This window comes from Chryseobacterium bernardetii (genome assembly GCF_003815975.1).
Classification (GTDB): Bacteria; Bacteroidota; Bacteroidia; order Flavobacteriales; family Weeksellaceae; genus Chryseobacterium; species Chryseobacterium bernardetii.
The window spans coordinates 260639-273383 of sequence record NZ_CP033932.1 but is presented as its reverse complement, the minus strand read 5'-3'; the positions used below and the strand labels follow the sequence as shown (position 1 = coordinate 273383).

Sequence of the window (12745 nt, the reverse complement as noted above, 5' to 3'; positions counted from 1 at the left end):
TATCATTATTAAAAAAGAAAAGACAGCCAGAAAGGCTGTCTTTTGATTCTATTTTTAAAAAGCTTATTTGTTTTTCAACTCTTCTTTGATCTTGTTCTCTAATTCTTCGGCAAGATCAGGATTGTCTCTTAAAACATCTTTTACAGCATCACGTCCCTGGCCAAGTTTAGTCTCTTCGTAGCTGAACCAAGAACCGCTTTTCTTTACAATTCCCATATCAACTGCAGTATCAAGGATTTCCCCAACTTTAGAAACTCCTTCACCATACATAATATCAAATTCTGCCTGTTTGAAAGGTGGAGCTACTTTGTTTTTTACAATCTTTACTTTCACACGGCTTCCGATAGCTTCGTCACCTTGTTTGATGGGTGCACTTGCTTTTCTGATATCAATTCTTACAGAAGCATAAAATTTAAGAGCGTTACCACCGGTAGTTGTTTCCGGGTTACCGAACATTACACCGATTTTTTCTCTTAACTGGTTAATGAAGATTACAGTACACTTCGTTCTTGAAATAGTAGCGGTTAATTTTCTTAATGCCTGAGACATTAATCTTGCGTGAAGACCCATTTTAGAATCTCCCATTTCTCCTTCAATCTCCGCTTTTGGAGTAAGAGCCGCAACCGAGTCAATAACAACAATGTCAATTGCTCCTGAACGGATCAGGTTATCAGCAATTTCTAATGCCTGTTCTCCGTTGTCCGGTTGAGAAATGATAAGGTTTTCTAAATCAATTCCTAATTTTGCGGCATACGTTCTGTCGAAAGCGTGCTCTGCATCAATGAATGCTGCGATACCACCTGCTTTCTGAGCTTCAGCAATAGCGTGAAGTGTTAATGTTGTTTTACCTGAAGATTCAGGACCATATATTTCAATGATTCTTCCTTTTGGATATCCTCCTATACCTAATGCGATATCTAATCCTAAAGATCCGGAAGGAATAACTTCTACTGTGTTGTCTATAGACTCATCGCCTAAAGTCATAACCGTTCCCTTTCCGTATGTTTTATCTAGTTTGTCAAGCACCAACGCAAGTGCTTTTTTCTTATCATCAATGTTACTCATCTCTATTAAAATAATTTCTCAAAAATACATAATTTCTCCATCAAAAACTAATATTATTTATCTCTGGAACCGGTTTTTGAAGTTAAAAAATGATAAAATTTTGAGACAGATGTTATTCATAACGAAGCAGATGCAGAATGTGGTATCGAAACTGTTGGAAAAATAAATTTAAGACACAGAAGTTGTAACTGGAAGCTGAAAGCCGGAGACAGGAAGTGAATATTGAACAGTTATTATAACCTCTACAATTTATTGAGCCAGCCTGCTTTTTTGTACTACATAATATTTTTATGCTGGTGAGGGCAATCAAGGTTTTATTCATACAATATAAATGCTTATCTTAAAACATTGTTTTTTAAGATCATTCTATGGACAGAAAATTAAAACTATTTCTCATTAAGTCTTTTGCTGTATTAGCTGTGATACACCTGGCTTACTTTATTTATGGCTATATAAAGTTTGAAGGGCTTAAAAAAATCAATATTTATACAGAATTTTACAGGTTCAAGTTTTACGATGATGTTTCCATTTCTCACTTTTTCATATCTGGCCTTTTCTTGTTCTTCTTTATTATTTTTCTCCTCAGAAATCATTCCCAAAAAAGGAATGGGCTTTCAAAAACTTTGGGAATTGGCTTTATCCTATTATTAGTTTCCTTTTTCTCTCTGACTTTTTTCATCAGTTATAGTTTCGGCCTCAATGCAAAACTACGAACTGAATTGCCTGAAAAGGATCTTAATAAAGATAAAACGTTGTTGAATGTCTTACAGCCTTTTTTATATAACTATACTTCTTACAGTTCAGAGAAACTGTTTAATCCGGAAAATGTTTTATATCCCAAACCTTATCCAGTGGTTGAACAGAAAGATACACTCTACTACGATCCGGGTAATAAAGAATATTATTCAACAGAATCCATTTATTACAGTATTGATACATTAAAAATGTTAAGCACTGATCATAAAAAAATAAGTAAAAAAACGAAATTAGTACTTGATCTTCTTGGGCTTGATGATAAAGAACTGGAAAAAAGGATTATTTCTAAAAAAGAGATAGCAGACAGTACCGAAATTATATTCAAAGGAGAAGAGGTACATCCTCAATATGACGTGAAAATGTGTATTTTTCTTGAAAATAAGTTTTTGTTTTTCCCATTGCATAAAATCCCTGAACAGAAACAGCAGTATCAAAATGCCGTTAAAAGATACAATTTGCTTTACAAATATGGTCAGGACTCATTACTTGGCTCATTTCAGAGATTGGATGTACTTTTAAAAAAATATAATATAGAATCGCAAATAGTCCCTAAAGACCTTACTAAAGATGTCTTTTACTACCGGGATCACAAACTGGAACCTCTGAATGGGATACGAAATACTCATGAAAGAAAAGAGTTAAAAGATAAATTTGCAACCCTTGATCGTCTGTTTTACAAACCGAATTATCTTCATCCTTCTATCGTAGGATTTTTCATCAGTGCAGTCCTTGGTGTCTGGTTTATTTTGTTTTTACTGTATCTGATCTGGAATTTCAGAAACAGAAAATTTCCTTCGGATAATTTTAAGGGCGATGAACAAATGTAACTTTCCTTTCCCTTAAAAGATGGTTTAATGAAAATTTGAATTCTCAGTAATATTCAGATAATCTTTCAATACCTTCATCTGATCTTTATTTCCTCTCTTTATCCTGGAATCCCGGCTTACAAGACGATCATAAATCCTATTGAAAAGTATTTTTGATTTTGGAAATAACATCTTGTTAGAAACTTCCGGAATCTGAAGCCTTTTGCAGACTTCATCGTCCAGCAGAAACCATGTACAGCAGATATGCAGATATCTCAGATTTTTTCTTTGAAACTCAAATTTTAGAATTGGATTTTCCAGAGATTCATCCAATAAAGAATGGGCCAGTAAAACAGAATCTTTATCAGATGGCGGCTGAATGGAAGTCCATAAATAAAAATATTCTGTAGCTTGCTTTTTATCATCAGGAAGAAGCTGTTGAGGGATGCCAAGAAGATATCCTACATATTTCCACAGGTGAAAAATTCCCTGTTCCTCTTCAATAGAAAAAGTATTTCCCAGTTTTTGAAGACTGTGAAGAAAAACTAAACTAAAACCAATGTAAGTAGCCATCATATCCCAGGAATTAATGGGTTCACCCCAGTTTTCGGTATCCCATTCTCTGTAATGCTTTTTGATCGACAGTCTTGCGTAAGAATGAATCAAACGGGTCTTTATAGCAAATTCATATCCTTTAGCATGAACCTCCAATGCATTGTAACGGGTAACATTCACCCAGAAATCTAAGGTTTCAGAAAGACGTTTTACAGCACCTTTTTTCAAAGCTTCTGTAACGATCAGTGGTTTGTTGAGGTAAGCATAATCATATCCTCCAATCAAACAGTAATCTCTTAAAGAAATTAAAGAATCAAGATTGCTTCTCATGCAGAGTTCGGCGCCGCTTTTTAATAAACTATAATCCAGCCAGTCAGGGACTTGTTGGGTTTGGGTGAACATTTTTTTTACACTTTCAGGAATGTTATCATTTTCAGAAATCCCATTTCGGATATAGCCTTCAATTTCCCTTGATGCTTCATGAAATTTTTTAGTGAAATAAACTTCTTTTACCACTTCGTCTCCGGTTTCATCTACATGGTAAAAGAAAGGAGCATATTTTTCGAAATCTTTAAAACTCACTTCAGCATCTGAAAACTCAATTAATTGTTTTCCGTTGCCGTTTTCCCAAAAGTTTCTGAAATGTGGAGCATCTTTAAACCGTGGCTGTATCATTATTCGTTCCTTTATCTATAAAAGTACAAGTTTTATGCTGAAGTTTTGTGGTGAGATTTGTCAGTCTAATTGATATACTATTTGTAGCTATAAATCACACAAAAGGGTAATTGTTTCATTTTGATTGTTTTTGAAAATTTGTAATAACCATTAAAACTTTAAGTTATGTTAATAAAAAATGAAAATATGAAATTAGTTGATCTCTCTATTTATTCAAATGAGATTCTTACAGAAGGATTAGGTGAAGGAGAGGTTACAGAACAAGATGCCCAAAATGCATTAGCTCAACTTTATATTTCATATACAGAAGAGCAAGCAGAAGAATTTTTAATAAGTAATATGCATTTTACCACATTAACAGTTGAAAGTATTAATTTACAGGGATTGTGGAGGAAGTTGAAAGAGATATTTTGTTCCCTTGTAAGGGAAGATAGTGTTTTTAGTAAAATAATTGATTTTATTTTAGAAGCTATAGGACAAATTATTCCTTTGGGTGTTTTCGTTAAATCTTTAGTAAAAATAATTATTAAGTATTTTCTTCAGAGAGGTATTGGAGCAGTTTGTCCTGTATAAAAAAAACCTTCCCGATGGGAAGGTTTTATATTACTCATTGCTTATCGCTACTTATTATAAAGAAGCAGCGTGTACAAGCATATCCACTAACTTGTTAGAGTAACCCATTTCGTTGTCATACCAAGAAACAAGTTTTACGAAGTTAGGAGAAAGCATGATACCAGCATCTTTATCGAAGATAGAAGTTCTCTTATCTCCTACGAAATCCTGAGATACTACTGCATCTTCAGTGTATCCTAGGATACCTTTCAATTCACCTTCAGAAGCTTCTTTAATAGCAGCACAGATCTCATCGTAAGAAGTAGCTTTTTCTAATCTTACAGTAAGGTCAACTACAGAAACGTCTACAGTAGGTACTCTGAAAGACATACCTGTTAATTTTCCGTTTAATGAAGGAATTACTTTTCCTACTGCTTTAGCAGCACCTGTAGAAGAAGGAATGATGTTGTTTAGAGCAGCTCTACCACCTCTCCAGTCTTTCATTGAAGGACCGTCAACAGTTTTCTGAGTAGCTGTTGTAGCGTGTACAGTTGTCATTAAACCTTCTACGATTCCAAATTTATCGTGGATAACTTTAGCTAAAGGAGCTAAACAGTTTGTAGTACAAGAAGCGTTTGATAAGATTTTGATATCATCAGTAAGTTCCTTGTGGTTTACTCCCATTACGAACATTGGAGTATCATCTTTAGAAGGAGCAGAAAGGATTACTTTCTTAGCACCAGCAGTAAGGTGTTTTGCAGCACTTTCTTTATCTAGGAATAAACCTGTAGATTCTACTACGTAATCTGCACCAATTTCATCCCATTTTAGGTTGCTTGGATCTTTTTCAGCAGTTACTCTGATTTTTTTCCCGTTTACAACAAGATCATTTCCTTCTACAGAAACTTCACCTGGGAAAATACCGTGTACAGAGTCATATTTTAACATGTAAGCCATGTATTCTGCATTGATTAGGTCATTGATTCCTACAACTTCAATGTTATCTCTTTCAGTCATTGCTCTGAAAACAAGACGTCCAATTCTACCAAAACCGTTGATACCTACTTTGATTGTTGACATAATAGTTTGTTTTATTAGATTAATAAAAATAATTTAGATTGCTAAAATTTCAGAAATCAACATTAAGTCCTTGTTAATTTCGTTATGTTTTTTAATGGCTTCTTCAATAGGCGTGTATACTACATCGTTGGAGCGCATTCCTGCCATTACATTGCTCTGTCCGTCCATTAATCCTACTACAGCACCATATCCAAGTCTGCTGGCCAGCACTCTGTCTGCACAACTCGGAGAGCCGCCTCGCTGGATATGTCCTAAAACTGCAATACGGATATCATATTCAGGAAACTCCTCTTTTGTACTGTTGGCAATATCATAAATACTTCCCAACTTTTCACCTTCGGCTACCACTACAATACTGGATGCCTTACCTGTTTTTTCAGCTTTCCTGAAATTTGTGAAAAGATCCTGTAAGCTATCTTTCTTTTCAGGAATCAGGATATCCAGGGCCCCTGTTGCCAGGCCACTGTTTAAAGCGATAAAACCGGCATCACGCCCCATCACCTCTACAAAGAAAACTCTGTTGTGGGAAGTTGCCGTATCACGGATTTTGTCAATTGCTTCCATAGCAGTATTCAGCGCAGTGTCGTATCCGATGGTATTGTCTGTCCCGAAAATATCATTATCGATAGTTCCCGGAATACCAATTACTCTGATTCCAAATTCTTCATTGAAGATCTTGGCGCCGGTAAAAGTTCCGTCTCCACCAATACATACCAATCCGTCGATACCCAGCTTTACGCAGTTATCATAAGCTTTCTGACGGCCTTCTTTGGTTCTGAACTCAGCAGATCTGGCAGACTTTAGAATTGTTCCACCCTGGTTGATTATATTTTTTACGGAGCGGGCCCCCATTTTCAGGAAGTCATTACTGATAAGGCCATTGTAGCCTTCCCTTACCCCATAGCATTCAATATTATAGTAATTAGCGGTTCTTACTACCGCTCTTAATGCTGCATTCATACCTGGAGAGTCTCCTCCTGAAGTAAGAACTGCAATCTTTTTTACAGCACTCTCTTTCATCTAGTAAAAAATTTCGAACACAAATTTACAAAAACAAGTTCAGATTATCGTAGTAACTTTTCAATAGTTTTGAATATATATAATTAAAAGCTTCTGAAATTTGTCGGTTTGAAAATATACCGCGCCGTTTTGGTCTCAGCATTATCCACATCAAGGTCATACCATGGCGAGATATTTTTCTGAAAAGGATTGGATAATAAGTGTATAGATTGGGCAGGCGTGAATCCCTCACTCAATAAAAATAGTTTTTTCCCTTCTTTATTCTTACAGACCCCGGCAATAAAAACTACATGTCCCGGACTGCCTGGAGTAATTAATATGTCACCGGTCTTTAAATCTGACTTTTTCAGAACAGGCGAAGTTTCCTTATTAAGTGAAATAGTTCCCGCATAATTAAAGATAAGGTCCAGATAATTCCTGAAATTCTGATAAGAATCATCATCACCTGCCGTTTTTCTGAAGCTTACAGCACTACCATTAACAAAAGCTCTGGTTCCGTTCTTATAATCATTCCAACTGAGAAGATGACCACTGGTGAAATGAAACTTAATATCATCCGTTTTTTTTATTTTGTACAAATATTCAGCTCTTAGCCTGATTACAGCATCCGCACACTGCTGGAGATCTTTATTTCCGGTATCAATATCAAAAACAGCTTCATGAAGATTTTGTGTAGAAATAGGGGAATTATCATATCTCAAAATCTGGCTTCCATACGGTTTCAATTTAAAGTTTTCAATGAAATATCCGAATGAAGCAGGTTCTTCTTCCTGCCATTGATAATTTTCAGGAGGAGAAAACCTTTCTCTGATCGTATTTTTGCCTTTATTGATCTGCGCGAAATTTTCAGCAGTATTATTCTTTTTATCCTGAGAATATTGGTTTTGAGGGGTTTTATTTTCAGTACAGCCAGATAAAATAATGGTTGTTACCAGTCCTGAAATAATTTTTTTCATGGTCATTAGATTCAGTACAAATATGGTTTTTTTTTGTGAAATGTTGAATATCAAAAATTAGATATTAAAAAAATCATAAATTGGTCACATAGCAGAGAGAATAATGTTTCAATTCTTTTTCTGTGCTTTTTAAACAAGCAAAACTGTGGCTTGTAATCTTTTGGGTTGATTCTTTCGGAGTTTGAGTTTCCAAGGTAATATTAGCATCTATACTTTGAAAAACACCGTTCACAGAATAAACCGCATGAAGTTTGTAGCCATAAAAAGACATTTGCTGTGATGCGCAAAAACCTCTGTTTAGATAACAATACTGTTCATCTTTACATATTTTAGAGCGTGCGCTTAAAAATAATTTCTATTTTTACAATTAATTTTTAACCAAAAATGGTCAATCTATTTTGGAATATGACACAAAAATAGAAATGAAAATAAAAAAAATATTATTTAGCATATTAACCGCTCTTGTTTTAATGATATCAATATTCCTTTATATAAATAAGGATAAATTTGTCTATGTAGGTTCAGTAGATATTATTGAAGTCGATTGCAGCAAAAAAAATCAAATTTTGAGCGAAGTTTTAGAAAGTGACCAAAGGATTAGAAAATCAAATGAACTCATCAAATACGCTAAAGAAGACCATAGGAATCAAGAATTAGTGATTAGCATTATTGAAAAGTGTGGTATGCCAACATTAAAGGAGGTGGGTCAAAAACAAATGGATGCAATCTGGTTGGGACTGCAACATAGTACTAAAGAAATCAGAATAAAGTATTTTCCTTATGTAGAAAAAGCGGTTAAAAATGGAGACTTATCTAAACAACAATACGCATTGATGAAAGATAGGATTTTAATGGACGAAGGAAACCCCCAAATATATGGTTCACAAATAGAAAATGGTAAATTGTATAAATTAGAAAATCCTGAAACTGTGAACGAAAGAAGAAAAGAAATGGGAATGGAACCAATAGAGGATTATTTAAAGAATTTCAATATTCAGTTCAATCCGAATTAACAACACAACATATAATCACGTAGACGACTCCGGTCATAATTAAATGGAGTGTGTCTCTCACATAAATTTTATTAAAAAAACATACATATTTTAGAGCGTGCGCTTCTGGAGATTTTACAGATTTCCAAAGGCATACTGTCGGCAATAAAATAATCTTCAAATTCATTAAAACTGTGAGCTATTTTTAAACGTATTTCATTGATTTTCAAATATAATTTTCGCTTTCTGCGATTGTAAATACTCCGTTTTATCTTCTCACTTATAAGACCAGGAAGTTGGCGGAACAGATGATTTTCGCTGTCAATCCCCATTTATTCGGCCGTCAAAACAAGGCTTAAAACCTCTAAATTCTTCATTTTGGGAATACGTCTCTGATAAGATAAAAGTGTTTCATCTGAAATTTCCCGTAAAACTTCCAAAATTCTTTCGTAATTTGTAATTAAGTTGTTCATTGTAAAGTTTTGTGGTAAAAACAATTTGCTGATTTTCAATCGAATGAACAACTTATTTCTTTGCATTCATAATGCACAACGGGTAATTAATTTTAAACTTCTGTATTCTCCTCCTCCGGAATCAAAAGTTTTCCCCAATCATTCAGTTGCCAAAGAATAGCAACCAACTTTTCACCAAGCTCAGTTAATGTATATTCAACCCTGGGAGGCAGCTCATTAAAAGCCTGTTTTGTGAGAATGCCATCCTCAACCATTTCTGTCAGCTGCTGGTTAAGAACCCTGCGGTCTACTTTTGCGATCCCACGCAAGAATTCACTTGGGCGTTTCTTTCCCTCATTAATCTGCCAGACAATTGGAATTTTCCACTTCCCGCTGATGGTATTCACGGCAACTTCCAACGGACAGATTTTATTTTCTTCAGCTCTTCCCTTTATTTCCATAAAATTGACTTTTTTATCCCTATGGGTGAAAAATATGCGTTATTGCTTTTCTGTAGTGGCTTTTAGACCTTTGTAAAAATAATAAAATTTAAAGAATGAATACACTGGCAAAACAGATTGAACATTTGAATCAGGAGCTGTCTTCGCAGCTACCACAGGATATATTGGATGCTTTTGGAAAGTCTATTGAGGATTTAAAAACAGGAAAATTTGAAGAAAACAGTATTCAGATTGGAGGCCAAATACCTGAGTTCTCATTACCAAATGCTTTAGGTAAAATAGTTAGTTCTGAAGAGATTTTAAAGAATGAGAAAATAGTTTTAGCCTTTTATAGAGGAGGTTGGTGTCCTTATTGCAACCTGGAGTTGAAATTTTTACAGGATAGTTTAATCAGGATAAAAAATAAAGGAGCGGCTTTAATTGCTGTTTCTCCACAAAGTCCGGATCATTCTTTAAGCATGATAGAGAAAAATAACCTTGAATTTGAAGTATTGACGGATATTGATAATAATTTTGCTAAAAAATTAGGTATTGTTTTCCAGTTGCAGGATTTTGTGCTTCCATATTATAAAGGTCTTGGAATATTCCTTTCTGATTTCAATAAAAATAATGATAATACCCTACCAATTCCTGCTGTATTTGTAGTGGATAAAAACAGAGTAGTAACATATAGATTTTTAGATGTAAATTACATGAATAGAGTAGATGTGGAAAAGTTAATAGAAGCATTATGACAGAAAAAAGAAAAGGAGCCCGATCCATTAAAGATATTCCTGCTGATATTTTAGTTCAGCTAAACAGGGGAGAAATTGAGACTGCTAATCTTACAGAATGGCTGGCTGTAGACCAGAGACAGTTATTGGCAAATTTATTACAACAGAACAACCGGACAGAATATCTGCAACCTATCCTGACCATAGTAAACCAACTGAAAAAGCAAACGGTTAATAGCATTAATGAAGCTATTGGATCGGGAATTCTTGAATATGCCGTTAAAAATAAGGATGAAGAATTTCTTTCAATATTATCTAAACACCCTGCAGACTTGGTTCGTTGTTGGGCTGCTTATACTGTTGGACGGAATAATGTTTTCAGCACCGAGGAAAAATTAAAAAAAATACAGCCATTTGCTTCAGATACTCATTTTGGAGTAAGAGAAATCTGCTGGATGGCGGTACGTGCAGATATTTCAATGAATCTTCAAAAATCTTTGTCTATTTTATCAAAGTGGACAAAACATGAAAATGAAAATATCAGACGTTTTGCCAGTGAATCTACCAGGCCCAGAGGAGTGTGGTGCGAACATATTGATGCCCTGAAAAAAAATCCGGGATTAGGACTGGAAATTTTGGAGCCGCTAAAATCAGATCCTTCAAGATATGTTCAGGACAGTGTAGGAAATTGGCTGAATGATGCCAGCAAATCCCAACCGGAATTTGTTGTAGAAGTTTGTGATGAGTGGCTTAGGGAAAGTAGTACAAAAGAAACTCAATATATTGTTAAAAAAGCTTTGCGTACAATTCGTAAATAAAAGTTATCCACAATAACAAATGTAAATTGTGGCTGTTTGTATTTTTCTTTAAATTAATAAGTTATAGAATGTTTGTATGTCAATATGATTTTTTTATTCCGCTTAATCAGCCAATTTGGAAAAGTTATCCACAATTTTAAAATTTGAATATGATAATCATTTTATGTCTTTCTAAATAATAGCTTAGAAAGGTGGCATCTGTAAATCTCCGTAAACTGTGGCTAGAAAAGTTATCCACAATATCAGGATATTAAGTAAAATTCTTTTCAAGTTTTTCCAATTCAAAATCTCCATTTAAAGAACATTATCTGTGCAAATCTGTAAAATCTGTGGTTAAAAAGTTATCCACAATATGGAAATGTAGAATAAATAAGATTGTATGTGTCACTAAAATAGTTTGTTATAGAATGTCCTGTTAAAGGTTTTTTCAGGAATAAGTCTAATTTTTGATGTAAAAAAGTTATCCACAATGTCAGAATATGAGGTAAAAAGTCTTTTCAAATTTTTCCAACACAAAATCTCCATTTAAGGAGCAATTATCCGTGCAAATCTGTAAAATCTGTGGTTAAAAAGTTATCCACAATATGGAAATGTAGAGTAAATAAGATTGTATGTATCACTAAAATAGTTTGTTATAGAATGTCCTGTTAAAAGGCTTTTCAGAAATAAATCTAATTTTTGATGTAAAAAAGTTATCCACAATATCAGGATATGAAGTAAAACTCTTTTCAAATTTTTCCAATTCAAAATCTCCATTTAAGGAGCAATTATCCGTGCAAATCTGTAAAATCTGTGGTTAAAAAGTTATACATAATATGGAAATGTAGAGTAAATAAAAATGTATATCTCATTAAATTAATCTGTTATGAAATGTTTCTATTAAAAGGTTTTTCAGAAAAAAAGTCTAATTTTCGATATAAAAAGTTATCCACAATGTCAGAATATGAAGTGAAGAAAGTCTTTTCAGATTCTTTCCCATCAATTTAAAAATCTGTGTGAACCTGAGTAATCTGTGTGAAAATATCACCATTTCTCTGTCAAATACTTCCAATACCTTTTAGGAACATGTTGTATATGAAGCTTTAAGTTTTTCCTTTCTGTAATATTGGTCTTTGCAAAATATCGCTGCCAAAGTGTTTGGTAATCTTTTTCCTGATTATGAAATTTTTTCTGATAATTCCTCAAATCTAATTCTTCCCCAGGATAAAAGAAATCAGAAGTTTCCAGATCATAAAAAATTCCATAATTCCTTTTCAGATCATAAATCATCCATTTCTGATCCTGATAACGATCACTGAAATGTTTTCTGATTAAAGGGAGAACATTAAAATCTGGGTCTACTTTCGCAAAGAAAATACCGTCCTGCATTTTTTCAAAACGGACAAACGCTGTCATGCGATGACTTTCTCGGTCTACAGATTTACAGATTTTAGAAATTTTCATGATATCAGAGTCTGCATAATTTTCCAGGATATTTTCTTGGGGATTCTTCACAGATTCTTTTATAGCTGATAATATGATTTTTTCAAGTTCGGGATCTTCAGATAAAAAAACTTTTAAAAGTTTATGAATGCCCTTCTTTCCTAGGCTTTGCTCCAATTTTTTTAATACTCTTTCTGATTTGTCTGTTTGGGTAACAACCTCATGGATCCCTGCAAAAATATTTTCCTGATGAAATCTTTCCTTACTCACAATTTCCACATCTTTATAACGATATTCAAAAACTTCGAATATTGCTGTGAAAAGGCCGTCAAAACTGGCGTCGTAGAGTAGGGTGGTCATGTATTTATAAAGTATTTAAAAATCTAACTATTAAGTGTTTTGCTATTCTGAAAATAGGCTTT

General features: G+C 33.9%; 12 protein-coding genes and 2 pseudogenes. 5 read left to right on the top strand and 9 right to left on the bottom strand.

The annotated features are described in order from the left end of the window. Nucleotides 1-63: 63 nt before the first annotated feature. On the bottom strand, nucleotides 64-1065 hold the full coding sequence (recA, locus tag EG339_RS01250) for a recombinase RecA (RefSeq protein ID WP_066697225.1): 1002 nt from the start codon (nucleotides 1063-1065) through the stop codon (nucleotides 64-66). A gap of 368 nt (nucleotides 1066-1433) precedes the next feature. Here recA and EG339_RS01245 point away from each other — a divergent pair, with 368 nt between their 5' ends. Beyond that, nucleotides 1434-2648, top strand: coding sequence for a DUF3329 domain-containing protein (locus EG339_RS01245; RefSeq protein WP_123868521.1), 1215 nt, complete (start codon nucleotides 1434-1436; stop codon nucleotides 2646-2648). A 24-nt stretch (nucleotides 2649-2672) separates the two neighbouring features. On the opposite strand, the gene EG339_RS01240 is transcribed toward EG339_RS01245, so the two are convergent. Next, nucleotides 2673-3857, bottom strand: a complete 1185-nt coding sequence (locus EG339_RS01240; protein WP_228459683.1) for an oxygenase MpaB family protein — start codon at nucleotides 3855-3857, stop codon at nucleotides 2673-2675. Between the two features lie 186 nt (nucleotides 3858-4043). Here EG339_RS01240 and EG339_RS01235 point away from each other — a divergent pair, with 186 nt between their 5' ends. Beyond that, a complete protein-coding gene (locus EG339_RS01235) occupies nucleotides 4044-4430 on the top strand; it encodes a hypothetical protein (protein ID WP_123868519.1) in 387 nt (128 codons plus the stop codon). 54 nt (nucleotides 4431-4484) lie between these two features. On the opposite strand, the gene gap is transcribed toward EG339_RS01235, so the two are convergent. The 4 genes and pseudogenes from gap to EG339_RS24830 form a co-directional block, all read right to left on the bottom strand. Beyond that, nucleotides 4485-5489, bottom strand: coding sequence for a type I glyceraldehyde-3-phosphate dehydrogenase (gap, locus tag EG339_RS01230; protein ID WP_123868518.1), 1005 nt, complete (start codon nucleotides 5487-5489; stop codon nucleotides 4485-4487). A gap of 33 nt (nucleotides 5490-5522) precedes the next feature. After that, nucleotides 5523-6509: a 6-phosphofructokinase gene (gene pfkA / locus EG339_RS01225; protein ID WP_123868517.1), complete on the bottom strand. Its 987-nt coding sequence runs from the start codon at nucleotides 6507-6509 to the stop codon at nucleotides 5523-5525. Nucleotides 6510-6592: 83 nt separating this feature from the next. After that, nucleotides 6593-7465, bottom strand: a complete 873-nt coding sequence (locus tag EG339_RS01220; RefSeq protein ID WP_123868516.1) for a DUF4846 domain-containing protein — start codon at nucleotides 7463-7465, stop codon at nucleotides 6593-6595. 71 nt (nucleotides 7466-7536) lie between these two features. Then, nucleotides 7537-7808 (bottom strand): annotated as a pseudogene (locus EG339_RS24830) (IS982 family transposase); the annotation flags it as partial. A gap of 79 nt (nucleotides 7809-7887) precedes the next feature. Between EG339_RS24830 and EG339_RS01215 the strand changes: the two are divergent. Continuing rightward, on the top strand, nucleotides 7888-8478 hold the full coding sequence (locus tag EG339_RS01215; RefSeq protein WP_123868515.1) for a DUF6624 domain-containing protein: 591 nt from the start codon (nucleotides 7888-7890) through the stop codon (nucleotides 8476-8478). Nucleotides 8479-8561: 83 nt separating this feature from the next. Here EG339_RS01215 and EG339_RS24825 read toward each other — a convergent pair. Further along, nucleotides 8562-8930: pseudogene (locus tag EG339_RS24825) on the bottom strand (IS982 family transposase); the annotation flags it as partial. Between the two features lie 92 nt (nucleotides 8931-9022). After that, on the bottom strand, nucleotides 9023-9370 hold the full coding sequence (locus tag EG339_RS01210; RefSeq protein ID WP_123868514.1) for a winged helix-turn-helix transcriptional regulator: 348 nt from the start codon (nucleotides 9368-9370) through the stop codon (nucleotides 9023-9025). Between the two features lie 95 nt (nucleotides 9371-9465). On the opposite strand from EG339_RS01210, the gene EG339_RS01205 reads away from it, so the two are divergent. Beyond that, complete coding sequence (locus tag EG339_RS01205; RefSeq protein WP_123868513.1) at nucleotides 9466-10104, top strand: peroxiredoxin-like family protein; 639 nt, start codon at nucleotides 9466-9468, stop codon at nucleotides 10102-10104. Continuing rightward, a complete protein-coding gene (locus EG339_RS01200) occupies nucleotides 10101-10901 on the top strand; it encodes a DNA alkylation repair protein (RefSeq protein WP_123868512.1) in 801 nt (266 codons plus the stop codon). The genes EG339_RS01205 and EG339_RS01200 overlap by 4 nt, the downstream gene beginning before the upstream one ends. A gap of 1023 nt (nucleotides 10902-11924) precedes the next feature. Here the strand turns inward: EG339_RS01200 and EG339_RS01195 are convergent. Next, entirely contained in the window at nucleotides 11925-12683 is a 759-nt protein-coding gene (locus EG339_RS01195) for a TIGR03915 family putative DNA repair protein (protein ID WP_123868511.1), read from the bottom strand. Between the last annotated feature and the right edge of the window lie 62 nt (nucleotides 12684-12745).